Source organism: Actinoplanes utahensis (assembly GCF_016862455.1).
GTDB lineage: Bacteria > Actinomycetota > Actinomycetes > Mycobacteriales > Micromonosporaceae > Actinoplanes > Actinoplanes utahensis.
The window spans coordinates 133,593-159,224 of the sequence record NZ_BOMZ01000015.1 but is presented as its reverse complement, the minus strand read 5'-3'; the positions used below and the strand labels follow the sequence as shown (position 1 = coordinate 159,224).

Annotated in this window: 30 protein-coding genes, 2 pseudogenes and 2 riboswitches; of the genes and pseudogenes, 4 read left to right on the top strand and 28 right to left on the bottom strand. The window is 69.0% G+C overall.

Translation table 11 applies throughout. From position 1 onward, the window contains the following. Positions 1–254: 254 nt before the first annotated feature. From Aut01nite_RS04405 to Aut01nite_RS04395, 3 genes are all read left to right on the top strand, one after another. The gene (locus Aut01nite_RS04405; RefSeq protein ID WP_043531037.1) at positions 255–674 is read left to right on the top strand and encodes a ribonuclease domain-containing protein; all 420 of its coding nucleotides are present in this window, start codon (positions 255–257) and stop codon (positions 672–674) included. A gap of 328 nt (positions 675–1,002) precedes the next feature. Then, positions 1,003–1,077, top strand: a riboswitch (cyclic di-GMP riboswitch). Positions 1,078–1,093: 16 nt separating this feature from the next. Then, positions 1,094–1,546: a hypothetical protein gene (locus Aut01nite_RS04400; RefSeq protein ID WP_043531039.1), complete on the top strand. Its 453-nt coding sequence runs from the start codon at positions 1,094–1,096 to the stop codon at positions 1,544–1,546. 109 nt (positions 1,547–1,655) lie between these two features. Further along, positions 1,656–4,871 carry a DUF5305 family protein gene (locus Aut01nite_RS04395; RefSeq protein ID WP_052164384.1) on the top strand — a complete coding sequence of 1,072 codons (3,216 nt, stop codon included), beginning with the start codon at positions 1,656–1,658 and terminating at the stop codon, positions 4,869–4,871. Positions 4,872–4,894: 23 nt separating this feature from the next. On the opposite strand, the gene thiC is transcribed toward Aut01nite_RS04395, so the two are convergent. The 9 genes and pseudogenes from thiC to Aut01nite_RS04350 all read right to left on the bottom strand — a co-directional run bounded on the left by thiC (position 4,895) and on the right by Aut01nite_RS04350 (position 13,041). Beyond that, on the bottom strand, positions 4,895–6,424 hold the full coding sequence (gene thiC / locus Aut01nite_RS04390) for a phosphomethylpyrimidine synthase ThiC (protein ID WP_052164385.1): 1,530 nt from the start codon (positions 6,422–6,424) through the stop codon (positions 4,895–4,897). A 72-nt stretch (positions 6,425–6,496) separates the two neighbouring features. After that, positions 6,497–7,264, bottom strand: coding sequence for a bifunctional hydroxymethylpyrimidine kinase/phosphomethylpyrimidine kinase (thiD, locus tag Aut01nite_RS04385; protein ID WP_043531043.1), 768 nt, complete (start codon positions 7,262–7,264; stop codon positions 6,497–6,499). Between the two features lie 119 nt (positions 7,265–7,383). After that, positions 7,384–7,959: pseudogene (locus Aut01nite_RS04380) on the bottom strand (thiamine phosphate synthase); the annotation flags it as partial. Next, complete coding sequence (locus tag Aut01nite_RS04375) at positions 7,953–8,699, bottom strand: thiazole synthase (protein ID WP_043531044.1); 747 nt, start codon at positions 8,697–8,699, stop codon at positions 7,953–7,955. The pseudogene Aut01nite_RS04380 and the gene Aut01nite_RS04375, both read right to left, overlap by 7 nt. 2 nt (positions 8,700–8,701) lie before the next feature. Beyond that, on the bottom strand, positions 8,702–8,902 hold the full coding sequence (gene thiS / locus Aut01nite_RS04370) for a sulfur carrier protein ThiS (RefSeq protein WP_043531046.1): 201 nt from the start codon (positions 8,900–8,902) through the stop codon (positions 8,702–8,704). After that, positions 8,899–9,912, bottom strand: a complete 1,014-nt coding sequence (thiO, locus tag Aut01nite_RS04365) for a glycine oxidase ThiO (protein ID WP_043531048.1) — start codon at positions 9,910–9,912, stop codon at positions 8,899–8,901. The genes thiS and thiO overlap by 4 nt, the downstream gene beginning before the upstream one ends. Further along, entirely contained in the window at positions 9,909–10,493 is a 585-nt protein-coding gene (locus Aut01nite_RS04360; protein ID WP_043531050.1) for a thiamine phosphate synthase, read from the bottom strand. Before Aut01nite_RS04360 ends, thiO begins: the two co-directional genes overlap by 4 nt. Beyond that, positions 10,487–10,597: riboswitch (TPP riboswitch) on the bottom strand. It overlaps the preceding gene by 7 nt. A gap of 151 nt (positions 10,598–10,748) precedes the next feature. Continuing rightward, positions 10,749–12,395: an ABC-F family ATP-binding cassette domain-containing protein gene (locus tag Aut01nite_RS04355; protein ID WP_043531052.1), complete on the bottom strand. Its 1,647-nt coding sequence runs from the start codon at positions 12,393–12,395 to the stop codon at positions 10,749–10,751. Between the two features lie 28 nt (positions 12,396–12,423). Beyond that, positions 12,424–13,041 carry a class I SAM-dependent methyltransferase gene (locus tag Aut01nite_RS04350; protein ID WP_043531294.1) on the bottom strand — a complete coding sequence of 206 codons (618 nt, stop codon included), beginning with the start codon at positions 13,039–13,041 and terminating at the stop codon, positions 12,424–12,426. 148 nt (positions 13,042–13,189) lie between these two features. On the opposite strand from Aut01nite_RS04350, the gene Aut01nite_RS04345 reads away from it, so the two are divergent. Then, entirely contained in the window at positions 13,190–13,939 is a 750-nt protein-coding gene (locus Aut01nite_RS04345; RefSeq protein ID WP_043531054.1) for a hypothetical protein, read from the top strand. A 21-nt stretch (positions 13,940–13,960) separates the two neighbouring features. Here the strand turns inward: Aut01nite_RS04345 and truA are convergent, their stop codons facing one another. From truA to Aut01nite_RS04250, 19 genes and pseudogenes are all read right to left on the bottom strand, one after another. Beyond that, the gene (gene truA, locus Aut01nite_RS04340) at positions 13,961–14,782 is read right to left on the bottom strand and encodes a tRNA pseudouridine(38-40) synthase TruA (RefSeq protein ID WP_043531056.1); all 822 of its coding nucleotides are present in this window, start codon (positions 14,780–14,782) and stop codon (positions 13,961–13,963) included. A 120-nt stretch (positions 14,783–14,902) separates the two neighbouring features. Then, positions 14,903–15,466: a 50S ribosomal protein L17 gene (rplQ, locus tag Aut01nite_RS04335; protein WP_043531059.1), complete on the bottom strand. Its 564-nt coding sequence runs from the start codon at positions 15,464–15,466 to the stop codon at positions 14,903–14,905. Positions 15,467–15,502: 36 nt separating this feature from the next. Further along, complete coding sequence (locus tag Aut01nite_RS04330; protein ID WP_014440749.1) at positions 15,503–16,525, bottom strand: DNA-directed RNA polymerase subunit alpha; 1,023 nt, start codon at positions 16,523–16,525, stop codon at positions 15,503–15,505. 92 nt (positions 16,526–16,617) lie between these two features. Continuing rightward, positions 16,618–17,244, bottom strand: a complete 627-nt coding sequence (rpsD, locus tag Aut01nite_RS04325) for a 30S ribosomal protein S4 (protein WP_043531061.1) — start codon at positions 17,242–17,244, stop codon at positions 16,618–16,620. A 13-nt stretch (positions 17,245–17,257) separates the two neighbouring features. Beyond that, positions 17,258–17,665: a 30S ribosomal protein S11 gene (rpsK, locus tag Aut01nite_RS04320; protein WP_014440747.1), complete on the bottom strand. Its 408-nt coding sequence runs from the start codon at positions 17,663–17,665 to the stop codon at positions 17,258–17,260. A 17-nt stretch (positions 17,666–17,682) separates the two neighbouring features. Continuing rightward, complete coding sequence (gene rpsM, locus Aut01nite_RS04315) at positions 17,683–18,063, bottom strand: 30S ribosomal protein S13 (RefSeq protein WP_043531063.1); 381 nt, start codon at positions 18,061–18,063, stop codon at positions 17,683–17,685. A 151-nt stretch (positions 18,064–18,214) separates the two neighbouring features. Further along, entirely contained in the window at positions 18,215–18,331 is a 117-nt protein-coding gene (gene rpmJ / locus Aut01nite_RS04310) for a 50S ribosomal protein L36 (RefSeq protein ID WP_014440745.1), read from the bottom strand. Positions 18,332–18,386: 55 nt separating this feature from the next. Beyond that, positions 18,387–18,608 (bottom strand): translation initiation factor IF-1, encoded by a 222-nt coding sequence (gene infA / locus Aut01nite_RS04305; RefSeq protein WP_007073013.1) that lies wholly within the window; start codon positions 18,606–18,608, stop codon positions 18,387–18,389. Positions 18,609–19,101: 493 nt separating this feature from the next. Beyond that, a pseudogene (locus Aut01nite_RS44735) lies at positions 19,102–19,267 on the bottom strand (DUF1707 SHOCT-like domain-containing protein); the annotation flags it as partial. 49 nt (positions 19,268–19,316) lie between these two features. Next, a complete protein-coding gene (gene map / locus Aut01nite_RS04295; protein WP_043531065.1) occupies positions 19,317–20,150 on the bottom strand; it encodes a type I methionyl aminopeptidase in 834 nt (277 codons plus the stop codon). Positions 20,151–20,238: 88 nt separating this feature from the next. Then, positions 20,239–20,892 (bottom strand): adenylate kinase, encoded by a 654-nt coding sequence (locus Aut01nite_RS04290; RefSeq protein ID WP_043531067.1) that lies wholly within the window; start codon positions 20,890–20,892, stop codon positions 20,239–20,241. Positions 20,893–20,966: 74 nt separating this feature from the next. Further along, positions 20,967–22,307, bottom strand: coding sequence for a preprotein translocase subunit SecY (secY, locus tag Aut01nite_RS04285; protein ID WP_043531297.1), 1,341 nt, complete (start codon positions 22,305–22,307; stop codon positions 20,967–20,969). Between the two features lie 395 nt (positions 22,308–22,702). Next, positions 22,703–23,152, bottom strand: a complete 450-nt coding sequence (rplO, locus tag Aut01nite_RS04280) for a 50S ribosomal protein L15 (RefSeq protein WP_043531069.1) — start codon at positions 23,150–23,152, stop codon at positions 22,703–22,705. Beyond that, entirely contained in the window at positions 23,153–23,335 is a 183-nt protein-coding gene (gene rpmD, locus Aut01nite_RS04275; protein ID WP_043531070.1) for a 50S ribosomal protein L30, read from the bottom strand. It abuts the gene before it with no gap. Further along, positions 23,335–23,958, bottom strand: a complete 624-nt coding sequence (rpsE, locus tag Aut01nite_RS04270) for a 30S ribosomal protein S5 (protein WP_043531072.1) — start codon at positions 23,956–23,958, stop codon at positions 23,335–23,337. The genes rpmD and rpsE overlap by 1 nt, the downstream gene beginning before the upstream one ends. A 13-nt stretch (positions 23,959–23,971) precedes the next feature. After that, positions 23,972–24,367, bottom strand: coding sequence for a 50S ribosomal protein L18 (gene rplR / locus Aut01nite_RS04265; RefSeq protein ID WP_043531074.1), 396 nt, complete (start codon positions 24,365–24,367; stop codon positions 23,972–23,974). Further along, positions 24,364–24,903 (bottom strand): 50S ribosomal protein L6, encoded by a 540-nt coding sequence (gene rplF / locus Aut01nite_RS04260; protein ID WP_043531076.1) that lies wholly within the window; start codon positions 24,901–24,903, stop codon positions 24,364–24,366. Before rplF ends, rplR begins: the two co-directional genes overlap by 4 nt. Before the next feature lie 14 nt (positions 24,904–24,917). Beyond that, positions 24,918–25,325 (bottom strand): 30S ribosomal protein S8, encoded by a 408-nt coding sequence (rpsH, locus tag Aut01nite_RS04255; RefSeq protein WP_014440735.1) that lies wholly within the window; start codon positions 25,323–25,325, stop codon positions 24,918–24,920. 119 nt (positions 25,326–25,444) lie between these two features. Then, positions 25,445–25,630 (bottom strand): type Z 30S ribosomal protein S14, encoded by a 186-nt coding sequence (locus tag Aut01nite_RS04250; RefSeq protein WP_014440734.1) that lies wholly within the window; start codon positions 25,628–25,630, stop codon positions 25,445–25,447. Positions 25,631–25,632: the final 2 nt, after the last annotated feature.

Genomic DNA, 25,632 nt, shown 5'->3' with positions numbered 1-25,632 from the left:
CCGGCCGGCCAGCGCAGCCATGCGCGCCCACCAGACCGCTACCGCCTCGTCGGCATGTTCCGGTTACGGCCGACGCCAATGGCGGGTTTCGCCTGGGTGAAGGACTGCCGGACACCGTCCGCACACGGTTTCCGTCTCATAAAAGATCGGCGAACACCGATGAAACGATGAGTTCGGGAGGTACCGCGGACACCACCGGCCGGTAACGATGATCGATATCCGGGTCACATCCCTCGACGCATCGGAGCCCGATCATGAGCACCCGCATCGGCCGGTTCCTCTCCGGCCTGGCCCTGGTCTTCGCCCTCTCCGGCACCGCCCTCGTCGCCCCCGCGGTAGTGGCCCCGACCGCCACCGACGCCGCCCATGCCGCCGTCTACTCCAGCTGCACGATCAGCCGCTGCTCCGCCGCCCGCACCGCCTTCAACGGCTGGAAGTCCCTGGGCTGGCCGACCTCCGCCGGCTGGTACTCGTGGCCCTACGGCAACTACAACTACACCGGCGGCACCTTCTACAACCGCGAGGGCCAGCTCCCCTCCGCGACCTACTCGGAGTACGACGTCTACTCCCGCAACCGCGGCGCCTCCCGGGACGCCTACCGCATCGTCGTCAACCGCAGCACCCGCGTCGCCTACTTCACCCCCGACCACTACGTCACCTTCTACAAGCTCTGACCCACAGCCGCCCGGCTCGTCGGCCTCACCCACGCCCGTCACCCTCCCGGCATGACATCCCCGAGCGACGGCCGACGAACTTCACCCCCCGAAAAAACCCTTTCCTGGTACGCGGGGCGACCGTCCTCTCGACGGTCGCCCCGCGCCGTTCCGCCCGTTTCCTCCGGCCCGCGACCAGCCTCGGAAACCGTCCGGCAACTCGATAGCACCTCCCTCGGTCTCAGGTGCGGAAACCGCGAAATCGCCGCAAGAAATCATGGGCTTCGGGCTCATCCCCACCCCTCCCCGACCGAACAACCCGGCGTAAGCAAAACGAGCAACTCGCTCGGGCCGACAAACGCAAACCCGGTGTGAGCCGGGGACGCAAAGCCACAGGGCCCACGAGGCCGGCTGGGTTACCGACCAGGGGAGACATACATATGCGTAACATCATTCAGCTCATCGGCGGCGTCGCTGTCGCCGGTGCGGTCGCCGCCGGTTCCACCGCCTTCACCGCGAACGGCGTCACCGCCGCACTCGTCGGCGGCAACATCGACGGCACCGGCCAGATCATCGCTGGTGGTGCGCTGGCCGCCCCGAAGTCTGTCGTCGGCGCCCGGCTGACCGAGGCGGTCTTCACCCACGACGGCACCGACCCCAACCTGATCACCGGCGTGAACATCAAGATTGACGGCGGCAGCGGCGTCACACTGCCCGTCACATCCTCCGTCAAGGTCAAGATCGCGTCGGGTGGCGGCACCTCGACGAACAAGAACAGCCTCTTCTACGCGTGCACGAGCGCCGGCGGCACCGCGTGGACCTGCCTGGACCCGACCGGCAACTACACCGGGGTGACCACGCTCGACGTCGCCGTTGTGCCCACGGTCGCGTAACGCAACTGAGATGCTCGAACCGTAAGCGAAGCCGGGGGTCAGTCACTCGCCGCGGGCGCGATCCGCTCGCCTGGAGTTCACCATCGTTTCCAAGGTTCGACGTCTGACAATGGCCGCCATCCTCGTGATGGCGGCCATTGGCGCTTGGGCGGTCACCACGGATCGCATTTCATATGTCGTCACTCACGGCATCAGCATGCAACCGGTGTACCACCAGGGCGACCTGGTATTCGTCATCAAATTCGATACGTACGAAACGGGGCAGATAGCTGCCTACCATGGTGCCAACGGCCAGATCGAGGTGCTGCATCGCATCATCGGCGGCGACGGCGCGGCCGGCTATGTCCTCAAAGGAGACAACAACGAGTCGATAGACGTCGACAACCCCACCGCCGAACAGATGATCGGACGTGCCGTCCTGCATGTTCCCGGGGGCGGAGCCTGGCTGCAACCGATACTCAGCCCGACCGGCCTGGGCATGCTCAGCTTCCTGTTCGTCAGCGGCGGAGCGGGCGCGGCCAAGACGCGAAGAGACATCTCGCGTGGTCGCCGGAAGAAGAGAGCGAAGGGCATGTCTGGCGGAGGCGGCTCGTGGGCTACCGCGGCGGTGGTGATCAAGGCTGTCAGCCGCCTTCACCCCGCACTACGTGCGCTCGCCGCCGTTGCTGCGCTAGCCGGCGCGGTAGGCCTGGCGCTGGGAGTCCTCGGCTGGATGAAACCGGTGACCGAGACTGTGGAGGGCAGTGGGCGGCCCGGTGAGTCGATGACTTTCTCCTATTCGGCGGAGGTCACGCCGTCGGCGGCCTACGACGGCACCACGGTCTACTCACCCGACCCGGTCTTCCGGAAGTTGACCGACCTCGTCAATCTGCACATGCAGTATGCGGGCGAAGCCGGGAACATCACCGTCACCGCCCGGCTGTCCGCGGAGAACGGTTGGCACAAAACGCTGCAGTTGATGCAGCAGAAGCGATTCACCAGCGAGCGATACGCCGACACCGTTCAGCTCGACTTGGACAGTTGGACGCAACGGGTGAAGGCGGCAGGTGAAGCGATCGGCGCCGACATGGGGCCGATCACGGCCGAGATCACAGCGGCGGTTCAACATGACGACGGCTCCACCTTCGCGCCGCGGATCTCCCTGAATCTCGCCCCGCTGCTGCTCACCCTCGTGGGCGGCCCGGATGCGCTGGTCGTCGATCAATCGAGCACCGGCAGCGTGGTTCGAACGCGGCAGATAGGCGCGTTCGGTCACACCGTCCTCACCGCGCCACAAGCACGACTGTATGCCGTGTATCTCCTCCTCATGGCGCTGACCGCGGCGGGGATCGTGGCCGCCATGGCAGCACGCCACGTCCCGCTGCGGACGCGGGCGCAGATCCAGCGCCGCTACCCGCATCTGATCGTTCCGGTGGAGCCGATGGCCAGTCCGCCGGGGAAGCCGGTCGTCGTAGTCGACACGTTTCCGGCGTTGGTGAAGCTGGCCGAGAAGTACGGGCAGATGATCCTCACCTGGCGGCGGCCGGATGGCGCCGACGACTTCGTGGTCAGGGATGAGGGGATTCTCTACCGGTATCGGATCGAGGCGGCGGCCGGAACCTCCGAAGCTGCTCCAGCTACGCCCAAGCCCAGATCACCGGCCAGACGGGCGGAGATGCCGGCGACGGAGGGTGCGGTCACCCGCTCGGGCCCGCCGTCGACGGCGGCTACTGGTACCGAGCCTGCCGGTTCCGGCTCTCCCGATCAGCCTTCGCCCCTCGTGCCTGTCAGCGAAGGCGGGCTCGAGGAGACTTCGAAAGCCGAGGAAGCCGCCCGGCCCGCAGAGCCGGGCGATGTCGACGGCAGCATGGCGACCGCCCAGGCGGCACAATCCGGGGAACCAGCAGCCCCGGTGGCCACGAGCGCCTCAGCGAAGAGGACTCCCGCCAGGAAGCGGACAACGAAGGCCGCTGCCTCCGCAGGCCCGGCGAAGGCGCCCGCCAAAGCGGTGGCCAAGCGTTCACGTGCCAAGGCGAAGGTTGCCGCGGCGGTCCCGCCGAGCGCCGGGCCCGAGCAGTCGGCCGTCACTGTCGGAGACCTTCCGCCCTTCGGTCCCCGGACCGCGGCACCTCTCGAAGTACTGTCCTCCGGAACGAGGCAGGCACACCTCACCCCGAAGCTTTCCACCGCCACGGCAAGCGACGCCGAGCATCGCGAACCGGCCACGCCGAGCGACACCCAGCTTCCCGAACCGGCCGGCCTGGTCGGCAAAGTGTCCGGCACGCTGCCCAGCGAGCCGCTTGATGCACCGGCTGAAAGGCCCCACGTGGTGCCCGGCAAGCCACTCGACGCATCGACCGGAGAGCAGCCTGACGAAAGGTCCGAAGCGCTGCCCGGCCAGGCCGATTCCGCGCCTGCTGGAGATCGGCCTGCCCCGCTGCCGGAATCCGAGGTCTCGCTGCTGGAGCGGGCCGAATCCGAGGCCCGCCCGAGCGGGAGGATCGGGCCCGGGTCGGTGTCTCCGGAAGCGGCTGTGTCTGATGCCACAGAGCCGGAGAGTCCGACGGGTGGCAGGCACCGGAAGAGCGAAGGCACCGACTCAGCCGAGGCAGCGGGGGACGAGCAGACCAGCCCGGACGAGCGGATCGAAGCCGTCGGGCAAACCAGGACCGATGAGCGAGCCGAGGCTGACGGGCGCAGCGGGACCACCGAGAGTGCCGAGCCGTCGGAGAAGGCCGAGGCCGCCGCCGGAAGTGCCGACTCCGTTGAGAAGGCCGAGACCGGCGCCGCCGAGGGTTCCGTGGATCCGACCGCGCCGGAATCGATCGAGGAGCTCAAGAAGGAACTCGCCGAACTGGCAGAGGTGACCACGCAACCGGAGGGCGCGAGCGAGGGCAGCAGCCCTCGGACCGATACTCCCAGCGGTCCGCAGAGCGAGGAACCGAAACGCCCCGCCCGGAAGCGAGGCGGCCGCCGCACGTCCCGCTCCCGGAAGGGCGCGCCGGACGACCCCATCGGCACCACTGAGAACACTGGCGGGGAACTCGAACGCGCACCCCGTACCCCCGAGGGGTTGGAAGTCGAGGCGGACCGCAAGCCCACCGCAAAACCGGAACGCGACGCGCACCGCACGCCCACTGAAAAACCAGAAACCGACACGGACCGCACGCCCGCCGCAAAACCGGAACGCGACGCGGAGGCCGCCCGCGCCGCCATGGCCGAGCTGGCCGAACGCAATCGGCCGATCGCGGATCCGGGACCCGCCCAGGAACCGATCTACGACTTCCTGCCGGCGGCGAAGCAACCAGCCAACCAGCTCGCCGACGAGGACGCCGACGAGCTGTGACCGGGTGATCGGTGAAACCGGGGTCAGGCGGTCGGGGTGACCGGGAGGTAGACGCGGCCGCCCGCGTCGACGAACTCCGCGGATTTGGCTTTCATGCCGGCTTCGCGGATCTCGTGGCTGATCCGCATGGAGCAGAACTTCGGGCCGCACATGGAGCAGAAGTGCGCGGTCTTGGCGGGCGCCGCCGGCAGGGTCTCGTCGTGGTACGACCGGGCGGTCTCTGGGTCCAGCGACAGCTCGAACTGGTCCTCCCACCGGAAGTCGAACCGGGCGCGGGACAGCGCGTCGTCCCACTCCTGTGCGCCCGGGTGTCCCTTGGCGAGGTCGGCCGCGTGCGCCGCGATCTTGTACGCGATCATGCCCGCCTTGACGTCCTCCTTGTTCGGCAGGCCGAGGTGTTCCTTGGGGGTGACGTAGCAGAGCATCGCCGTGCCGAACCAGCCGATCATCGCGGCGCCGATCGCGGAGGTGATGTGGTCGTAGGCGGGTGCGATGTCGGTGGCCAGCGGCCCGAGCGTGTAGAACGGGGCGCCGCCGCAGATCTCCTGCTGCAGGTCCACGTTCTCCTTGATCTTGTGCATGGGTACGTGGCCGGGGCCTTCGACCATGACCTGTACGTCGTACTCCCACGCGATGTGGGTGAGCTCGCCGAGGGTGCGCAGTTCGGCGAACTGGGCTTCGTCGTTGGCGTCGGCGATCGATCCGGGGCGGAGCCCGTCACCGAGGGAGAAGGTGATGTCGTACTCGCGGAATATCTCGCACAGTTCCCGGAAGTGGGTGTAGAGGAAGTTCTCCCGGTGCTCCGCCAAGCACCAGGCCGCCATGATCGATCCGCCGCGGGAGACGATGCCGGTGACCCGTTCGGCGGCCAGCGGGACGTAGGCGAGCAGCACGCCGGCGTGGATCGTCATGTAGTCGACGCCCTGTTCGGCCTGTTCGATGACGGTCTCCCGGAACAGTTCCCAGGTCAGTTGGAGCGGGTCGCCTTTGACCTTCTCCAGGGCCTGGTAGATCGGGACGGTGCCGATCGGGACGGGCGAGTTGCGTACGATCGCCTCCCGGGTCTCGTGGATCCGCGGCCCGGTGGACAGGTCCATCACGGTGTCGGCGCCCCAGCGGGTGGCCCAGGTGAGCTTCTCCACCTCCTCGGCGACCGACGAGGTGACGGCCGAGGTGCCGATGTTGGCGTTGACCTTCACCAGGAACTTGGAGCCGATCACCATCGGCTCGGACTCGGGGTGGTTGACGTTGACCGGCAGCACGGCCCGCCCGGCGGCGATCTCGTCCCGTACGACCTCGGGGGCGACGCCTTCGCGGATCGCGGCGTACTCCATCTCGGGTGTGATGATCCCGGCCCGCGCGGAGGCGAGCTGGGTCCGCCCGGTTCTCCACGGTTTCCGCATCTCGGGCAGCCCGACGGTGGGATCGCTGCCCGGACCGGACGTGTCGTAGAGCCGGACCGGCGGGTTGTCGCCGGTCAGCACGACCTCACTGAACGGCACCTGGATGTCGGGCCGGGAGCCCTCCACATAGACCTTACGACGCATGCCCATTCCTCCCCAAAGTTGGATAAAACCGGCGGTAGATGGCAGCGCGAGGCCACCGGAAGCTAACCGCCGGGAGATCTAGACGGACCAGCCGAAGTGGTCCAGCGGGCCCGGGCCCGCACCGAGCCGCCAGGAACTGCCGCCCCGCAGACCCCGGTTCACGTAGTCCTTCGCCGCCGCGACCGCGTCCGGCACCGCGTCGCCCCGCGCCAGGCGCACCGCGATCGCCGACGAGAACGTGCACCCCGAACCGTGGTTGTTGACCGTCGCCACCGGCTCACCGCGCAGCAACGTGGTCTCGCCGGCATGGTGCAGCACGTCGACGGCCATCTCACTGCCGGTCACCACGACGGCACGCGCGCCCAGCGCGGCGAGCTCGGCCGCCGCCGAGACCATCTCTTCGGTGGTCTCCACCCGCCGCCCCAGGAGGGCGCCGGCTTCGTGCCGATTCGGGGTGAGGACACAGGGGTACGCCGTGAGCACCCCGACGACCGCGGCCTCCCCGAGCCGGCTCCCCGCCGTCGCCACCAGCACCGGGTCGACGACCAGGTTGGGCAGATCGTCCACCCGTTCCGCGATCAGCTTCGCCACCGCCGCATCGGAGATCATCCCGACCTTGACCGCCGCCACCGGCAGATCCGACAGCACCGCGTCCAACTGCGCCGCGACGTTCTCCACCGGGACCGAGTGGACGGCGGTCACGCCGAGCGTGTTCTGCGCGGTGATCGCCGTGATCACCGACGTCCCGAACGCGCCGAGCGCCGCGAACGTCTTCAGATCGGCCTGGATCCCGGCGCCGCCGCCGGAGTCCGAGCCGGCGATCGTGAGCACCACCGGCGGCGTCACAGCAAACCCCCTCGGCTGGTCGTGGTTGCTGTCTCAACGCCGCCGAGACAACCAAGAGAGCCAGCCGGAGTCGCTCTTGACCAGCTGGTCGTGGTTGCTGTCTCAACGCGGTCGAGACAGCCATGAGAGCCAGCTGAGGAGAAGCCCGACGCCAGCTCGTGAGCCGTCCACTCCGGGTCGGTGGAGCGCATGACCGCACCCATCACCGCGATCCCCGCAGCCCCCGCCGCCGCACACTCCGCCGCCCGCTCCGGCGAGTCCACTCCGCCGAGCGCCAGCCAGGGCACGGGCGCCCGCATCTCGGCGGCCCCCGTGGCCCCGAGTGCCGGCCCGTACCCCGGCTTGGACGTCGTCGGATACACCGGCGACACCGTCACGTAGTCCACTCCGGACAGATTTTCGACGCCGTGCCACGACCGGCCGACCAGCGGCACACCGGGTGGCACCGGGTCGGTTCCGGCCAGGTGCACGGCGCCGCCGCCGAGCGGGTCCGGCCCGGCGATGATCAGCCGCCCGGCGGGGACGACCGAGCGGAGTTCGGTGGCGAGGGCCGCGCGGTCCGCGTACCCCAGATCCTTCTCGCGGAGAACGACCCAGGCGGCGCCGCCGCGGACCGCCTGCCGCACCACCTCCACGAGCGGGCCGGATGCGGACCGCCGATCGGTGAGGACGACGAGCCCGCCGGGGGTCACCACTGCGGGATGCCTTCGTCCGCTGTGGACGCCACCGCGTGGAACCGGCGCGGGATCCGCCCGGCGGCCCGGGCCAGACGCCCGGCGGTGACCGCGTGCCGCATCGCCGCCGCCATCGCCGCCGGATCGTCGGCGCGGGTGATGGCGCTGGCGATGAGGACGGCGTCGCAGCCGAGTTCCATGGCCCGGGCGGCGTCGGAGGCGGTGCCGATGCCGGCGTCGAGGATCACCGGCACGTCGACGCTCTGCACGATCAGTTCGATGTGGTGCGGGTTGGAGATGCCGAGGCCGGAGCCGATCGGCGAGCCGGCGGGCATCACCGCGGCGCATCCGGCGTCGGCGAGGCGGCGGGCCAGGATCGGATCGTCGGAGGTGTACGGCAGGACCGTGAACCCGTCCGCGACGAGGGTCTCCGCCGCGCGCAGCAGTTCGATCCCGTCCGGCATCAGGGTCCGCTCGTCCCCGATCACCTCGAGCTTGATCAGATCGGTTTCGAATGCCTCCCGGGCCATCTGCGCGGTCTTGACCGCGTCCCCGGCGGTGTAGCAGCCGGCGGTGTTCGGCAGCACCCGTACGCCGAGCCGGTCCAGCATCGGCAGCAGTCCGGGTCCGGCCGCGTCGACGCGGCGCAGCGCCACGGTGACCAGGGTGCTCTCGGAGGCGACGATCGCCTGTTCCAGGGCGGCGAGGCTGTTCGCGCCGCCGGTGCCCATGATCAGCCCGTTGTCCGGCAGGAACGACATGGTCAGCCTCCCTGCGCGGCGGTGAGGACTTCGATCCGGTCGCCGTCGGCGAGGTCGACGGTGGCCCAGGCGGACCGTGGCACCACGGTCCCGTTGACCGCGACCGCCACCCCACGCTGGGCGGCGATGAGCTCGGCGACGAGGGTCGCGACCGAGCAGGTGGCGGGCCGGCTCTGCGCCTGGCCGTTGATCGTCAGCTTCATCGGAACCTCCCGGGCGCGAACGCTTCCAGCAGCGGGTCGGCCGATCCGGTGAGCACCAGGTCGGCGATGAGTCGTGCGGTGATCGGGGCGAGCAGGATCCCGTTGCGGAAGTGACCGGCGGCCACCACGGTCCGCTCGTCCAGGCGGCCCAGGAGCGGCCCGTTGTCGGGAGTGCCGGGCCGGTGCCCCACGGTGATCTCGGTGAGTTCGTGCTCGGCCAGACCGGGTATCAGGTCGAGAGCGGCCCGGAGCAGGTCGTGGACTCCCCCGGCGGTGGCCGCGCCGTCGGTGCGTTCCTCCTGGGTGGCGCCGACGACGACTTCGCCGTCCGCGCGCGGGACCAGGTAGACGTGCCGTCCGTCGGCCACGCCGTCGATCACGTGCCGGAGCAGGCCGGGTTCGCCGCGCAGGCGGAGGACCTGGCCTTTGACCGGGCGGATCGGGAGTCCGGTGAGGGCCGCCGTTCCGCATCCCGCCGCGACGACGACAGTGTCGGCGTCCAGGTCGAACAGGTCGGTCACGCGCTGTGGGACGAGGCGTTCGGCGAGGAGGGCGCGCAGTGCCGCGACGACCTTGCGCGGGTCGACCTGATACTCGGTGGCCGCGAGCGCCCCGGCCCGGACTCTCGGGGACACGGCGGGTTCCCGGTCGCGCACCTGGGAGCCGGTCAGCGGGGTCAGCTTCTGGTGTCTCCACTCGCGGGCCGCCTCCGCCACGTCGTCGGCGGTGAGCGCCAGCGACAGCGTGCCGGTGGTGTCGTAACCGACGTCGCCGAGCGCGGCGACGAAACCCGGCCACCGTTCGTACGAGGCTTCCAGCAGTCTGACCAGGTGCGGGTATTCGAAGGCCGACTCTCCGCCGGGCGCGAGCATCCCGGCGGCGACGTGCCAGGCGCCGTCCGTTCCGGCCGGCGCGGGGTCGTGCACGGTCACGTCCGCGCCGCGGCGCAGCAGTTCGGCGGCGATGGCGAGCCCGATGATCCCACCGCCGACGACGGCGACCCGGGTCATCGGAGGGCTGCCAGGAACTCGGCGGCCGCCCCCTTGGGATCCGCCGTGAAGGCGGCGACCGCGGCGATCCCGTGCACCGCGAGCAGCGGCACCCGGTCGGCGGTGATGCCGCCGATCGCCAGGACGGGCGTGCCCGGCACCGCGTCGGCGACGGCGGCGATCGCGGCCGGTCCGAGCGGTGGTGGCAGGCCGTCCTTCGTGGACGTGGGGAATGCCGGCCCGACGCCGAGGTAGCTGGCGCCGGCGGCGACGGCGGCGCGGGCGCCCGCCGGAGTGCGGCAGGTCGCTCCGACGACGGCGCCTGGGCCGAGGACCCGCCGGGCCGCTTCGACCGGCAGGTCGTCGGCACCGACGTGCACACCGTCGGCGCCGGCCGCGAGCGCGACCCCGACCCGATCGTTGACCAGCACCATCGTCCCGGCGGGGCGGCAGATCGCGACCGCTTCGACGGCGAGCGCGTAGGCGTACGCCGCGGTGGTCTTGACCCGGATCTGAACGGCCACGTCTTCGAGCCCGGCAACGCCGCGAACAACGTCGATGTCGTCCGTTATGACGTGGATACGGGGAAAGGGGATAACCATGGAGCAGTCCTCCCTGCGCCGGCATTACCCGGATCAGGTTTGACGGTCGGGGGCGGCGTCAGCCCCCCTCTCAGCCCGATGCCCGGACTCCCGTGGGGTTGTTGTAACCGGACCATAACCGGTCCGTGACACTCCACGCTAGCTCTCGCCGCCGGTGACTTAGGACTCGGTTTCCCGTCGTCCGTGGCGGTCCGGACGACGAAGATCCGCGTCCACTGTCGCCGGTCGGCCGCCCCGACCGGCGGATCCGCGCAGCTAGCGCACGTCCCAGACCGGCTCCGGGACCTCGACCACCTCACCGTCGCCCCGGAACAGCACGAACCGATCGAAGGACCTGGTGAACCAGCGGTCATGGGTGACCGCGATCACCGTGCCGTCGAACGCCTTCAGGCCCTCTTCCAGGGCTTCCGCGGACGCCAGGTCCAGGTTGTCCGTCGGCTCGTCGAGCAGCAGAACGGTCGCACCGGACAACTCGAGCAGCAGCACCAGGAAACGGGCCTGCTGCCCGCCGGACAGGGTGCCGAACCGCTGATCCCCCTGCGCCGCCAGCTCGTACCGGTTGAGAACCTTCATCGAGCCCGCCCGGTCCATTCCGGACCGGTGCTCGTCACCGCGCCAGAGGATCTCGACGAGGGTCTTGTCCAGCAGCTCGGGCCGGTCGTGGGTCTGCGAGAAGTGGCCGGGCCGGACCCGCGCGCCGAGCCGCGCCTTCCCCTCGTGCGCCACGTGCGCGAGCGGCGCCCCGTCGACCGGCTTGTGCTCGATGTCCGGGTCGCTGCCGCCGGCCGCGAGCAGGCGCAGGAAGTGCGATTTGCCGGTGCCGTTGGCGCCGAGGACCGCGACCCGGTCGCCGTACCAGATCTCCAGGTCGAACGGGAACGTCAGGTTCTCCAGTTCGAGACCTTCGCAGATGACGGCACGCTTGCCGGTGCGGCCGCCGCGCAGGTTCATCCGGACCGCCTGGTCCTTCGGCGGCAGCGGCGGCGGGCCGGCCTCCTCGAACTTGCGCAGCCGGGTCTGCGCGGCCTGATAGCGGGAGGCGAGGCCGTCGTTGAAGGCGGCCTTGTTCTTCAGCGTGAAGACCAGTTCCTTGAGCTTCTCGTGCTCCTCGTCCCAGCGGCGGCGGTTCTCCTCCATCCGCTCGTGCCGGTTGGAGCGGGCCTCGTGCCAGGACGTGAAGCCGCCCGGATGGGTCCAGGCGCCGCCGCCCTCCACGGCCACCACCCGGTCGGCGGTCTCGGCCAGCAGCTCCCGGTCGTGCGAGACGTAGAGCACCGACTTGTTCGACTCGCGCAGCCGCTGCTCCAGCCAGCGTTTGGCGGGCACGTCGAGGAAGTTGTCCGGCTCGTCGAGCAGCAGCACCTCGTCGGAGCCGCGGAGCAGCAGGTCGAGGGCGAACCGTTTCTGCTCGCCGCCGGAGAGCGTACGCACGATCCTGGATCGGGCCTCCTCCCACGGCTTGCCGAGGATGGCGACGGTCACGGTGTCGAAGAGCACCTCCGCGTCGTAGCCGCCGGCCTCGCCCCAGTGGGTGAGCGCGTTGGCGTACGCGATCTGGCTCTTCTCGGTCTCGTCCAGGGCCGCCACCGCCTTGCGCAGCCGCTCACCCGCGGCGCCCAGCGTGGGTGCGACCAGGGACAGCGCAAGATCTTCGAGGGTACGGTCGTCGCCGATCATGCCGATGAACTGCCGCATCACCCCGAGCCCGCCGGATCGCGCCACGGTGCCGCTCTGGATCGGGAGGTCGCCCGCCACCATCTTCATCAGGGTGGTCTTGCCGGCCCCGTTGGGCCCGACGAGGGCCACCTTCGCGCCTTCACCGACCCGGAACGACACGTCGGCGAACAGCTCACGACCGTCCGGGAGCACGAATCCGGCGCCGGCGACGTCCACATAACCCATGCGGGCATCCTCCCGGTCGGGACTACGTTCAGTCAGCCGAATTTCGGGTGACCCGCAGCACCCGGAAGCCCTTCTGGCTGGCCACCCTCTGGACCGTCCAGCCACCGGCGACGAGCCAGGCGTGCAACGAGTCACCGCCCAGGTGCCGGTTGATCACCAGCCAGGCGGTGCCGCCCGGCGCCAACCGGGGCAGCCAGCGTTCCAGCAGGGCGTGCAGGCCGGCCTTGCCGATGTGGGTGGGCGGGTTGCTCCAGATCTGGTCGAACGCGACCTGGTCCGGCACCTCGTCGGGCGCCGTCACCAGCACCCGGCCGGCCGGCCCGAGGCGTTCGGCGTTCTCCGCGGCCAGTTCCCGGGCGCGGGAGTTCACGTCGATCGCGTAGACCGTGGTCCGCGGCGCCTCGCTGGCCAGCACGCAGGCGATCGGGCCGTAACCGCAGCCGATGTCGAGCAGCGTGCCCTCGGTGGCCGCGTCCGGCAGACCGGCCTTGCGCAGCAGCACGGCGGTGCCCGGGTCCAACCGCCCGGCCGAGAACACCCCGGACGCGACGGCCAGCCGGTAGTCCCGCCCGGCGACGGTGAACTCGATCTCGCCCTTGCGGAACGGCGCGTCGGGTTCTGCGGTGAAGTAGTGGTCGGCGCTCACCTGCCAAGTCTGCACGGCCCTCATCAGCGTGTGTGCTTCGGCCTCCATACACACGCCGCCGTCACACCCGCCTCTAATCCACGCGCGGCGAAACCACGACGGACCGGTTGTGCGTTCATCGACCGGTGTGCGCGCCTAGCTTGAGCGGATGCGGCACGCCACCCCGACGCGCTCCGCCCACCGCGCCACCCCGGCACTCCAGCTGCGCCTTCCCTTCCACGGCCGCCGCCGGGCCCGGCGACACCTCTGGCGCGAGCCCTACCCGACCGCCCACCTGCTCACCCGCGGCCTGGCCGCGCTGATCGTGCTCGGCATCTTCGTCATGCTGGGCGTCCTCATCGTGGCCGAGGACCGGCACACCCCCGCCCGGACTCTCGCCTCCGCCGAGGTCGACGCCCGCATCGCGGCCCGGACCGTGGACACCGCGCCACTGACCGCCGACGAGGTCTTCCCCACCGGCGCCGCCGGCTTCCGGGTGACGCGGGCGTCCCTCACGGCGGACTGCCCGGCCGCGGCCACCGGCGCCTTGCGGCAGACCCTTGCGCGGTACGGGTGCTCGCAGGCGGTCCAGGCCGCCCTGACCGTCCCGTACGCCGACTACCGGATCACCGCCGGCATGCTGAACCTGCCCGACGCCACCAGCGCGACGGCCGTCGGCGACCAGGTCCGCTCCCTGGTCGAGACCGGTGACGGCGGGTTCGCCGAGATGTCCGGCGCGGCCACCGGGCCGGGCACCCCGGTCCTCTGGCGCACCCGCGGCCACTTCGTCATGTACTGCCTGATCACCGGCCCGTCCGGCGAGCTCGTACCGGCCGGCACGCCCCAGGTCCAGCAGATCACCGCCGACATCCTCGACACCCACCTGCACGACACCGTCCTGGTCCGCCGCGCCGGCTGACCCCTCAGCTGGTCGTGGGGTTCACGCGCGGAGGCGGCGGGTGGCTTCGGCGCGGGCGGCGTACTCGGTCTCGTCGGGGTAACCGACCGCGATCAGGGTCAGCCCGTGCGCCGGGGCGACCACCACGTCACTGGAGCGTTCCCGCAGGGTGAGCAGCTTGGCCGGCCATTCCGGGGCGCGCCGGCCGTCACCGACGGTCAGCATCGCACCGACGAGGCTGCGGACCATCGCCTGACAGAACGCGTCGGCCTGCACGGTCGCCACACAGATGCCGTCCGGGTCGCGCCGCCACGACAGCCGGGTGATCGCCCGGATCGTGGTGGCGTGCTCCTTGCGCTTGCAGAACGCGGCGAAGTCGTGCTCGCCGACCAGCCCGGCCGCGGCCTCGTTGAGCCGGTCCAGGTCGAGCGGGCGCACCCAGCCGAGGGTGTCGTGGCGGCGCAGCGGCTCCGGCCCCCACGGGGTGTCCGCGACCCGGTACTCGTACCTGCGGAAGGTCGCCGAGAACCGGGCGTCGAACGTGTCCGGCACCGGCCGCACGGCACGCACCCGGGCGTCCGGCGGCATCAGCGCGGCGAGCCGGCGCAGCAGCGAGCCCTCGAGTTCGGTCCAGCGGCCGGCGGGCAGGTCGACGTGGCACACCTGGCCGGTGGCGTGCACGCCGGCGTCGGTACGACCGGCGACGGTCAGGCCCAGGGGCGTCTCCGGGCCGAGGAGACGGGCGAAAGCCTCGGTCAGAACCCCCGCGACGGTACGGCGACCGGGCTGGGCGGCCCAGCCGGAGAAATCGGCGCCGTCATACGACACGTCCAGACGCAGCCGGATGGAATCTCCAGGAGCCATGACATCACCTGTCCCGGGGAACGACGGGACCTTGCAGACCCGTACCAGAAAACGGTCTCGATCTTAAGAAAGCGAAAGACCCGGCACCCCGAAGGATGCCGGGTCTCACGTGATGACGACTCAGGCCTTGGTGTCTTCGCCCTCGGCCTTGTCACCGGGCTTGTCACCGGACGCGCTGACCGGAGCCTCAGCGTCCTGGTCACCCTCGGCCTCGGCGGGGGCGCCGGCCGGCGTCTCCTCCTCGGGCGCGAGCGCCTCGACCTTGGCCTGCTGCGCGGCGGCCTTGCGGGCCTCCTTCGACGGCGCGGCGGTGGTGGCCGCGACCTCGAGCTCCTCGACCAGCTCGATGACGGCCATGGGAGCGGCGTCACCCTTGCGCGGGCCGATCTTGGTGATCCGGGTGTACCCACCGGGGCGGTTGGAGTACCGCGGAGCAATCTGCTCGAACAGGGCGTACACGACGTCCTTGTCCTTCACGGTGGCCAGAACCCGGCGACGGGAGTGCAGGTCGCCGCGCTTGGCCTTCGTGACCAGCTGCTCGGCCAGCGGGCGCAGCCGCTTGGCCTTCGACTCGGTGGTCTTGATCTTCCCGTGCCGGAAGAGCTCGGTGGCCAGGTTGGCCAGGATGAGCTTCTCGTGTGCCGGGCTGCCGCCGAGGCGGGCACCCTTGGTGGGCGTGGGCATTTCAATTGCTCCTTGAAATGTGGCGCAACCGAGCTGTTAGAGCTGCTCGGTCTCGCGGTAGTCGTCGGTGTCGTAATCCACGTCGCCGAACGAGTCGACCACGTGCGCCGGGTCGAAGGACGGCGCGCTGTCCTTCAGTCCCAGGCCCATTCCGGCGAGCTTCATCTTGACCTCGTCGATCGACTTCTGGCCGAAGTTCCGGATGTCCAGAAGGTCGGCCTCCGTACGCCCTATCAATTCGCCCACCGAGTTGATGCCTTCACGCTTGAGGCAGTTGTACGACCGGACGGTGAGGTCCAGCTCCTCAATCGGAAGGGCCAGGTCGGCAGCGAGCTGCGCGTCCTGGGGCGACGGGCCGATGTCGATGCCCTCAGCGGTCTCGTCGAGCTCACGGCACAGGCCGAAGAGCTCCACGAGGGTCGAGCCGGCCGAGGCCAGCGCGGTCCGCGGGGAGATCGAGGCCTTCGACTCGACGTCGATGATCAGGCGGTCGAAGTCGGTCCGCTGCTCGACACGGGTCGCCTCGACGCGGTAGGTGACCTTGAGAACCGGCGAGTAGATCGAGTCGACCGGGATCCGGCCGATCTCGGCGCCGGCGCTCTTGTTCTGCGCCGCGGTGACGTAGCCACGACCGCGCTCGACGGTCAGCTCCATGTCCAGCCGGCCCTTGCTGTTCAGGGTCGCCAGCTTCAGATCGGGGTTGTGCACCGAGACACCGGCCGGCGGCTGGATGTCCCCGGCGGTCACGTCGCCCGGGCCCTGCTTGCGCAGGTACATGCTGACCGGCTCGTCGTGCTCGGAGCTGACGGTCAGTTCCTTGACGTTCATGACCAGCTCGACCACGTCCTCCTTGACCCCGGGGATCGTGGTGAACTCGTGCAGCACGCCGTCGATCTTGATGCTGGTGACCGCCGCGCCCGGGATGGACGACAGCAGGGTCCGCCGCAGTGAGTTACCGAGGGTGTAGCCGAAGCCCGGCTCCAGCGGTTCGATGGTGAACCGGGAGCGGGTCTCGCTGAGCGACTCCTCCGAGAGGGTCGGCCGCTGGCTGATGAGCACGCTGTTCTTCTTTCTGTCGGGCCACCCGCTATTTGATGGCCGTCCGTGGTGTTCAAAAGTGCCGGCCTCGCGGCCGGCACTTTCAAAGAGCGCTACTTGGAGTAGAGCTCGACGATCAGCTGCTCCTGGACCTGCGTGTCGATGACAGCGCGGGCCGGGAGGGCGTGAACCAGGATCTTCATCTCGGCCGGGATCGGCTCGACCCACGCCGGAACCGGCCGGGAACCGGCCTGAGCCTGGGCGACGACGAAGGGGGTCATCTCCCGCGACTTCTCGCGAACGGCGATGATGTCGTGCTCCCGGACCCGGTAGGACGGGATGTCGACCTTCTTGCCGTTCACCAGGAAGTGGCCGTGCTTGACCAGCTGGCGAGCGGCGTCGCGGGACGCGGCGTAGCCGGCCCGGTAGACGACGTTGTCCAGACGCGTCTCGAGGATCTGCAGCAGCACCTCACCGGTCTTGCCGGGCTTGGTGACAGCCTCCTCGTAGTAACCGCGGAACTGCTTCTCGAGCACGCCGTAGACGCGGCGGGCCTTCTGCTTCTCGCGGTGCTGGAGCAGGTACTCGGTCTCCTTGGTCCGACCGCGGCCGTGCTGGCCGGGCGGGAAGGGACGCGACTCGAACGGGCACTTCGGCCCATCGCACTTGCTGCCCTTGAGGAACAGCTTCATCTTCTCGCGGCGGCAGCGCTTGCAGTCCGCACCGGTGTAACGAGCCATCTCTGAATCCCCCTCAGACCCGGCGACGCTTCGGCGGGCGGCAACCGTTGTGCGGCTGCGGCGTGACGTCGGAGATCTGCCCGACCTCGAGGCCGGCGGCCTGCAGCGAACGGATGGCGGTCTCCCGGCCGGAGCCCGGTCCCTTGACGAACACGTCGACCTTGCGCATGCCGTGCTCCATGGCACGACGGGCGGCAGCCTCGGCGGCCAGCTGCGCGGCGAACGGGGTCGACTTGCGGGAGCCCTTGAAGCCGACCTGGCCGGACGAGGCCCAGGAGATCACAGCACCGGTCGGGTCGGTGATCGACACGATGGTGTTGTTGAAGGTGCTCTTGATGTGCGCCTGCCCGTGGGCGACGTTCTTGCGTTCTTTGCGCCGGACCTTCTTTACTGCGGCCCCTGCGCGTGCCTTCGGTGGCATAAGTCAGTGCGCTCCTATTACTTCCGACCGGGCTTCTTCTTACCGGCGACCGTGCGCTTCGGGCCCTTACGGGTACGAGCGTTGGTCCGGGTCCGCTGTCCGCGCACGGGAAGACCCTTGCGGTGGCGGATGCCGGCGTAGCAGCCGATCTCGACCTTGCGGCGGATGTCCGCAGCGACCTCGCGGCGCAGGTCGCCCTCAACCTTGAAGTTGGACTCGATGTAGTCCCGGAGCTGAACCAGCTCTTCTTCCGTCAAGTCCTTGGCGCGCTTGTTCAGGTCAATCGCGGTAGCAGTCAATGTCTCCACGGCACGGGTGCGACCGATGCCGTAGATGTAAGTGAGCGCGATCTCCAACCGCTTTTCGCGGGGGAGATCGACGCCGACGAGACGAGCCATTACTGGCGGTACTCCTCGTTCGTGATCTCGGAGGTCTGCGCCCGTCCCATCCCACCTGCGCAGGTGGGCCCCGGCCTCCGACCGGGGGTGCGGCTGTGGTCACCCACGGCCGGGACGAGCTTGTTCAGTGGTGCGGATCCGTGCGCGGGTTTTAGCCCTGGCGCTGCTTGTGGCGCGGGTCGGTCGAGCAGATGACCATGACCCGGCCGTGCCGCCGGATGACCCGGCAGTTGTTGCAGATCCGCTTGACGCTCGGCTTGACCTTCACGGTTTGCCTTAACTCTCAGTCAGACGGGATGTGGAAAACCCCCGGCGACCCGTGCTTACTTGTAGCGGTAGACGATGCGCCCACGGGTGAGGTCGTACGGCGAAAGCTCGACGACGACCCTGTCCTCGGGAAGGATACGGATGTAGTGCTGCCGCATCTTCCCGGAGATGTGTGCCAGGACCTTGTGACCATTAGCGAGCTCAACGCGGAACATTGCGTTCGGCAGGGGCTCGATCACTCGGCCTTCGATCTCGATGGCTCCGTCTTTCTTTGGCATGTCCTCCGCTACCTGACATCGGGTTCTTGGGGCAGGCTGTCGCAACGTCTTTTCCGGGTCCGTGAGGACCCGAACCAGCCGCGGCTCCCCCCACCCTCGAAGCGCTTGAGGGCATGTGGGAGTGGACGCTACGCGCCAGCGAGCCAGTCTACGCGCCCGTAACAGCGACGCCAAACCGAGGGTTCCGTAACCCGCTGTCGGGCGTGTTTGCGACGGACATCTCGACCATATCCGCCTCAGTGGCGGCGTTTGCCCCGGTTCCCCAAGTGAGCGAAGACGGCGAAGACGACCGGGATCAGAACCCAGCCCGGCCAGAAGTAGAGAAACTCACCGGAGCCCAGACTGGAGAGCGCCCAGACCAGCGTGCAGACCACGAAGACGGCCAGCATGCCGTGATAACCCGGCCGCGAATCGCGTTCGCACGCCTCCTCCGGCGCGGACGCCGGGGCCGCGGCCGGACGATGCGGCTCGACCCGTGACTTCGCCAGCGGGACCGGGCCCGGCAGATCGTCGAGCAAGCCGTCCAGATCCGCGTAGGTCTTCGCGGCGTACGCCTGCTGGACGCGCTCGTCGTACTCGCTCAGATCGAGCCGGCCCTCGTCCAGCGCCACACGCAACCGGTCCGCGACTCGCTGGCGATCCTGATCCCCGGCCCGCATGCTGTCCTGCCCCATGCGTCACAGCATGGCAGCAGAGCACCACCGGTATCTATCCCTGTCGCGCGGTCACCAGATCGCCCAGACGGGCCCGGCCGCCGTCCACCGCGGTGGTCACCCACACCCCGTCCTCGAGCAGCGCCATGGTGTGCTCCACGTGCGCCGCGCGGGACCCGTCCCGGGTCACCACGGTCCAGCCGTCGCTGAGCTCCACGGTCCGCGGCGAGCCCATCGTGATCATCGGCTCGATGGCGAGCGCCAGACCCACCTCCAGGCGGATGCCGCGGCCCGGCTTGCCGTGGTTGAGCACGTGCGGGTCCTGGTGCATCTCGGTGCCGATGCCGTGGCCGCCGTAACCGTCGACGATCCCGTACCGCCCGGCCTTGCGGATCGACTTCTCGATGTTGAACGAGATGTCGGTCAGCCGGCCCCGCCCGTTCGCGATGCCGCGTGCCGCCGCCGCGATGCCGGCCCACATCGCGTCCTCCGCGACCTCGGCCATCTTCAGCAGCGCGGGGTCGGTCTCGCCGACCCCCACGGTGATCGCCGAGTCGCCGTGCCAGCCGTCCAGGACGGCGCCGCAGTCGATCGAGATCAGATCGCCCTCCCGCAGCACCTGCCCGGCGCTGGGGATGCCGTGCACCACCTGCTCGTTGACGGAGGCGCAGATCGACGCGGGGAAGCCGTGGTAGCCCTTGAACGACGGGGTGGCGCCCGCGTCGCGGATCACCTTCTCGGCGATCGCGTCCAGATCGCCGGTGGAGACACCGGGGGCGACCGCCGCCCGCATCGCGTCCAGAGCCGCGGCGACGACCAGGCCGGCCGCCCGCATCTTCTCGATCTGCTCGGGCGTCTTCAGCTGAATGTCCAGCTCTTGGCGGCGCATGGCGGTGAGCCTAACTCTCTTCGGTCTTTACATGCCGCCGCCCCGGGTCTCCCCGGGGCGGCGTCGTCGTCTTGAGGAACGGGCGGGATCAGCCGCCGTACGACCGCAGGGCGTCGATGGCGCGCACGGTGACGTCCTCGACCGGGCCGGTCGCGTCGATGCCCACCAGCTTGCCCTGAGCGCCGTAGAAGTCGACCAGGGGCGCGGTCTTGTCCGCGTACTCCACGAGACGGTTGGCGATCGTCTCGGCCTTGTCGTCATCGCGCTGGAACAGCTCGCTGCCGCACCGGTCGCAGATGTTCTCCTTGCTCGTCGGGTCGAACTCGACGTGCCAGATCTTTCCGCAGCCCCGGCACGTCCGGCGCCCGGAGAGCCGACGGATGACCTCGTCGTCGTCGACCACGAGCTCCATCACGATGTCCAGCGCCGTGCCGAGGTCGGCCAGCAGCTTGTCCAGCGCGGAGGCCTGCGGCACGGTCCGTGGGAAGCCGTCCAGCAGGAAGCCGTCGCTGGCGTCCGGCTCGGCGAGCCGGTCCCGGACCATGTTGATGGTCACCTCGTCCGGCACCAACTGCCCGGCGTCCATGTACCGCTTGGCCTCGACGCCCAGCGGCGTCCCCTGCGAGACGTTGGCCCGGAAGATGTCACCGGTCGAGATCTTCGGTACGGCGAGATGGGCGGCGATGAACTCAGCCTGGGTCCCCTTGCCGGCCCCCGGAGGGCCCACCAACACCAGCCGCACCTACATCGCCTCGCTTCGGTCCTCAGAAACCACGCCCACCGTCGACGCCAGAGCCCCCCGGCCCCGCGTACCCACTACCGGAGGAACCCTTCGTAGTTCCGCTGCATGAGTTGGCTCTCGATCTGCTTCACCGTCTCCAGACCCACGCCCACCATGATCAGAACAGCAGTACCACCGAACGGGAAGTTCATGTACTGGTCCTGGTTGAGCCAGATGAAGAAGAAGTTCGGCAGAACCGAGATCAAGCCAAGGTACAACGCGCCCGGCAGGGTGATCCGGCTGAGGATGAAGTCCAGGTACTCGGCGGTCGGCTTGCCCGGGCGGATACCCGGAACGAAACCACCGTACTTCTTCATGTTCTCCGCGACCTCGGTCGGGTTGAACGTGATCGACACGTAGAAGTACGTGAAGAAGATGATCAAGAGGAAGTAGACCGCGATGTAGAGCCAGTGCGTCGGGTCGGCCAGGTGGTTCTGGATCCAGATCTGGTAACCCTTGAGGTTGTTCTGGTCGAAGAACTGCAGGTACAGCTGCGGCAGGTAGAGCAGCGACGACGCGAAGATGACCGGGACGACACCCGCCTGGTTCACCTTCAGCGGGATGTAGGTCGAGGTGCCGCCGTACATCCGCCGGCCGATCATGCGCTTCGCGTACTGCACCGGGATGCGGCGCTGCGCCTGCTCGATGAAGACCACCAGCGCGATGATGACCAGCACCAGGCCGATGACGAGCGCGAACTTGGCGTTGCCGCTGGACTCCTTGATGCTCCAGCCCTCGCCGGGCAGGCGGGCCGCGATCGAGGTGAAGATCAGGACGGACATGCCGTTGCCGACGCCGCGGTCGGTGATCAGCTCACCGAGCCACATGACCACACCGGTGCCGGCGGTCATCGTCATCACCAGGATGGTGAGCGTGAGCCACATCGGAATGCCGGTGTTCTCGGGGATGATCTGGTACGCCGGGTCGTCCTGGTCGCACATGTTGTTGAACAGCTGACCGGTACGCGCCAGCGCCACGAACGCGGAGGCCTGCAGAACCGCGAGGCCGAGCGTCAGGTACCGGGTGTACTGGGTGATCTTCGCCTGACCGGACTGGCCCTCCTTGCGGAGCTGCTCCAGACGCGGGATGACCACGGTGAGCAGCTGCAGGATGATCGACGCCGTGATGTACGGCATGATGCCCAGCGCGAAGACGGAGAGCTGGAGCAGCGCACCGCCGGAGAACAGATTCAGCAGGTTCAGGACGCCACTGGTGTCCGACTCGGCGATTTCCAGGCATGCCTTGACGTTGGCGTAGGACACGCCAGGACTGGGCAATGTGGCACCGAGACGGTAGATCCCCACAATCGCTACCGTGAAAAGTAGCTTCTTCCGCAGGTCAGGCGTCCGAAGCGCGCTCGAGAAGGCGGACAACAACTGATCCTCCTGCGTGGTCGCCACACTCTGGGTTGCGGTATCCCGGAACTTCGGGCACACATCATTGAGCAGCCGTAGAGGCCGCCAGCGGAGCACTGTATCAGCAAGGCCGAGAGCACAACCACCGGCATCGTACGGGCCGATGTCCCAGTACAACACAACTGTCCGGCTTCATGGCTGATCCGGGTGCTTGCGCGTCGATCGGCACCCGGCTCCCACCCTACGGCACCGGGCCCTGACGCTCTGAGACGGCCGTCACGGCGTTCTCACGGCGCAGCCGCACTGGGAGGAGTCCACAGCGCGATCACGGCCACACGCGCCGCACAGGGCCGTTTAACGACAAGAGGCCGCGGCCCGGGTCTCCCCGGTGCCGCGGCCTCTCACCGCATCACGACTTACAGCTCGGTGGCCGAGCCACCGGCCGCGGCGATCTTCGCCTTGGCCGAGTCGCTGAACGCGTGCGCCGAGATGGTCAGCGCCACACCGGCCAGCTCACCCGAGCCGAGCACCTTGACCGGCTGGCCCTTGCGGACCGCGCCGGCCTCGACCAGCTCGGACGGGCCGACCTCGCCGCCGTTCGGGAACAGCTCAGCGAGCTTGTCCAGGTTGACGACCTGGAACACGACCTTGTTACGCGGCCGGTTCTTCAGACCCTTCACCTTCGGCAGGCGCATGTGGATGGGCATCTGCCCACCCTCGAACGACGCCGGGGTGTTCTTACGGGCACCCGTGCCCTTGGTACCGCGACCGGCGGTCTTGCCCTTGGAGCCCTCACCGCGACCCACACGGGTCTTCGCGGTCTTGGCACCGGGCGCCGGGCGCAGGTGGTGGACCTTGATCGCCATTTACTCGACCTCCTCGACAGTGACGAGGTGGTTCACGGCGAAGATCATGCCCCGAATCTCGGGACGGTCCTCCTTGACCACCACATCGTTGATCCGCTTCAGGCCGAGCGACCGCAGGGAGTCCCGCTGGTTCTGCTTACGCCCGATCCCGGACCGGATCTGGGTGACCTTCAAGCGCGCCATCAGTGCACCGCCGCTTCCGCACGCGCTGCCAGCATGGCCGCCGGCGCCACGTCCTCGACCGGCAGACCACGGCGCTTGGCCACGGCCTCCGGCGACTCGAGGCCCTTCAGAGCGGCCACGGTCGCGTGCACGATGTTGATCGGGTTCGAAGAGCCGAGGCTCTTCGACAGGATGTCGTGGATACCCGCGCACTCCAGCACGGCGCGCACCGGGCCACCGGCGATGACACCGGTACCAGCCGACGCCGGCTTGAGGAGAACGACACCCGCGGCGGCCTCGCCGGTGATCGGGTGCGGGATCGTCGCACCGATCCGCGGGACCTTGAAGAAGTGCTTCTTGGCCTCCTCGACGCCCTTGGCGATGGCCGCGGGCACCTCCTTGGCCTTTCCGTAGCCGATACCGACGGTGCCGTCACCGTCGCCGACGATCACCAGGGCGGTGAAGCTGAAGCGACGACCACCCTTGACGACCTTCGCGACACGGTTGATCGCGACGACCCGCTCGAGATGCGGGGTCTTCTCGACGGGCGCGTTGCCGCGGCCGCCCTCGCGACGGTTGTCCCTGCGGTTGCCACCCTCGGTGTTACCGCCGGACCCGCCGCCTCGGCGCTGCTGACCAGGCATTGGTCAATCCCTCCTAGAACTCGAGTCCGGCTTCGCGAGCGGCGTCCGCGAGCTTGGCGATGCGGCCCGCGTACTTGTTGCCACCCCGGTCGAAGACGACCTTGGAAATCCCCGCGGCCTTGGCCCGCTCGGCGAGAAGCGCGCCGACCTTGCCGGCCTGCGCGGTCTTGTCGCCCTCGCCACCCCGGATCGAGGTGTCGAGCGTGGACGCCGAGGCCAGCGTGTGGCCCTTGAGGTCGTCGATGATCTGCGCGGTGATGTGCCGCGCGGACCGGGTGACGACCAGGCGGGGACGCTCGGCCGTACCACTGACGTTCTTGCGGACCCGGAAGTGCCGACGCGCCTTGCCGACGGCACGCTTGGCGGCGATGCCGCCGCCGTTGCGGCGCTTGAGCAGCGTGGCGGTCACTTCTTACCTGCCTTTCCAGCCTTGCGGCGGATGACCTCGCCCTGGTACTTGACGCCCTTGCCCTTGTAGGGCTCCGGCGGACGGATCTTGCGAATGTTCGCGGAGACCTCGCCCACCAGCTGCTTGTCGATACCGGTGACGGTGAACTGGGTCGGCTTCTCGACGGAGAAGGTGATGCCCGCCGGCGCCGGAACCAGAACCGGGTGCGAGAAACCGAGGGCGAACTCGAGGTCCTTGCCCTTGGCGGTCACGCGGTAACCGGTGCCGTTGATCTCCAGGACCTTCTTGTAGCCCTCGGTGACGCCGACGATCATGTTGGCGACCAGGGTACGGGAGAGGCCGTGCAGTTCCTTGGCCTTGCGCTCGTCGTTGGGGCGGTTGACGACCAGCTCGCCACCATCCTGCGAGACCGTGATCGGCTCGGCGACGGTGTGCGAGAGTTCGCCCTTGGGGCCCTTGACCTTGACGGTCTGCCCCGTGATGGTGACGTCGACGCCGGCCGGGACCGGGATCGACTTACGTCCGATTCGCGACATGTCTAAGTCTCCAGTTACCAGACGAAGGCGAGGACTTCCCCGCCAACGCTCCGCTTGCGGGCCTGCTTGTCGGTCAGCAGTCCCTGGGACGTCGAAATGATCGCGACACCGAGGCCACCGAGCACGCGCGGCAGCTCGTCGGACTTGGCGTAAACCCGCAGGCCCGGCTTCGAGACGCGCTTGATGCCGGCGAGGCTGCGCTCGCGGTTCTGGCCGTACTTGAGCTCAACGACCAGACGCTTGCCGACCGCGCCCTCCTCGGGCTCCTCAGACGTCCACGAAGCGATGTAACCCTCGGCCTTGAGGACCTCGGCGATGTTCGCCTTGATCTTCGAGTAGGGCATCGTCACCTTGTCGTGGTACGCCTGGTTGGCGTTACGCAGACGCGTGAGCATGTCTGCGATCGGGTCCGTCATCGTCATGGGTATTCGTCAACCTTTCTCGCCGGGGTTCCCGAGCTGGGCTCAGGCCTACGGCGAAGCGGCATTACATTCGGGTCCGCCTGATGGCCCGCCGGTGAAGGCGGGCCAGAGGACGGAAGTTACCAGGAGGCCTTGGACACGCCGGGCAGCTCACCACGGTGGGCCATGTCCCGCACGCAAACGCGGCACAGGCCGAACTTGCGGTAGACCGAGTGCGGGCGACCGCACTTCTGGCAGCGGGTGTAGGCACGCACGGCGAACTTCGGCTTCGCGGCCGCCTTGATGATCAGCGCCTTCTTAGCCATGC

Coding starts and splice junctions, on each gene's coding strand:
- Aut01nite_RS04405 (WP_043531037.1), top strand. CDS start 255: ATGAGCACCCGCATCGGCCGGTTCCTCTCCGGCCTGGCCCTGGTCTTC.
- Aut01nite_RS04400 (WP_043531039.1), top strand. CDS start 1,094: ATGCGTAACATCATTCAGCTCATCGGCGGCGTCGCTGTCGCCGGTGCG.
- Aut01nite_RS04395 (WP_052164384.1), top strand. CDS start 1,656: ATGGCCGCCATCCTCGTGATGGCGGCCATTGGCGCTTGGGCGGTCACC.
- thiC (WP_052164385.1), bottom strand. CDS start 6,424: ATGGGCATGCGTCGTAAGGTCTATGTGGAGGGCTCCCGGCCCGACATC.
- Aut01nite_RS04375 (WP_043531044.1), bottom strand. CDS start 8,699: ATGTCGTTCCTGCCGGACAACGGGCTGATCATGGGCACCGGCGGCGCG.
- thiS (WP_043531046.1), bottom strand. CDS start 8,902: ATGAAGCTGACGATCAACGGCCAGGCGCAGAGCCGGCCCGCCACCTGC.
- thiO (WP_043531048.1), bottom strand. CDS start 9,912: ATGACCCGGGTCGCCGTCGTCGGCGGTGGGATCATCGGGCTCGCCATC.
- Aut01nite_RS04360 (WP_043531050.1), bottom strand. CDS start 10,493: ATGGTTATCCCCTTTCCCCGTATCCACGTCATAACGGACGACATCGAC.
- Aut01nite_RS04355 (WP_043531052.1), bottom strand. CDS start 12,395: ATGGGTTATGTGGACGTCGCCGGCGCCGGATTCGTGCTCCCGGACGGT.
- Aut01nite_RS04345 (WP_043531054.1), top strand. CDS start 13,190: ATGCGGCACGCCACCCCGACGCGCTCCGCCCACCGCGCCACCCCGGCA.
- truA (WP_043531056.1), bottom strand. CDS start 14,782: ATGGCTCCTGGAGATTCCATCCGGCTGCGTCTGGACGTGTCGTATGAC.
- rplQ (WP_043531059.1), bottom strand. CDS start 15,466: ATGCCCACGCCCACCAAGGGTGCCCGCCTCGGCGGCAGCCCGGCACAC.
- rpsD (WP_043531061.1), bottom strand. CDS start 17,244: ATGGCTCGTTACACCGGTGCGGACTGCAAGCGCTGCCGCCGCGAGAAG.
- rpsK (WP_014440747.1), bottom strand. CDS start 17,665: ATGCCACCGAAGGCACGCGCAGGGGCCGCAGTAAAGAAGGTCCGGCGC.
- rpsM (WP_043531063.1), bottom strand. CDS start 18,063: ATGGCTCGTCTCGTCGGCGTCGATCTCCCCCGCGAAAAGCGGTTGGAG.
- infA (WP_007073013.1), bottom strand. CDS start 18,608: ATGCCAAAGAAAGACGGAGCCATCGAGATCGAAGGCCGAGTGATCGAG.
- map (WP_043531065.1), bottom strand. CDS start 20,150: ATGCGCCGCCAAGAGCTGGACATTCAGCTGAAGACGCCCGAGCAGATC.
- rplO (WP_043531069.1), bottom strand. CDS start 23,152: ATGGCGATCAAGGTCCACCACCTGCGCCCGGCGCCCGGTGCCAAGACC.
- rpmD (WP_043531070.1), bottom strand. CDS start 23,335: ATGGCGCGCTTGAAGGTCACCCAGATCCGGTCCGGGATCGGGCGTAAG.
- rpsE (WP_043531072.1), bottom strand. CDS start 23,958: ATGCCTGGTCAGCAGCGCCGAGGCGGCGGGTCCGGCGGTAACACCGAG.
- rplF (WP_043531076.1), bottom strand. CDS start 24,903: ATGTCGCGAATCGGACGTAAGTCGATCCCGGTCCCGGCCGGCGTCGAC.
- rpsH (WP_014440735.1), bottom strand. CDS start 25,325: ATGACGATGACGGACCCGATCGCAGACATGCTCACGCGTCTGCGTAAC.
- Aut01nite_RS04250 (WP_014440734.1), bottom strand. CDS start 25,630: ATGGCTAAGAAGGCGCTGATCATCAAGGCGGCCGCGAAGCCGAAGTTC.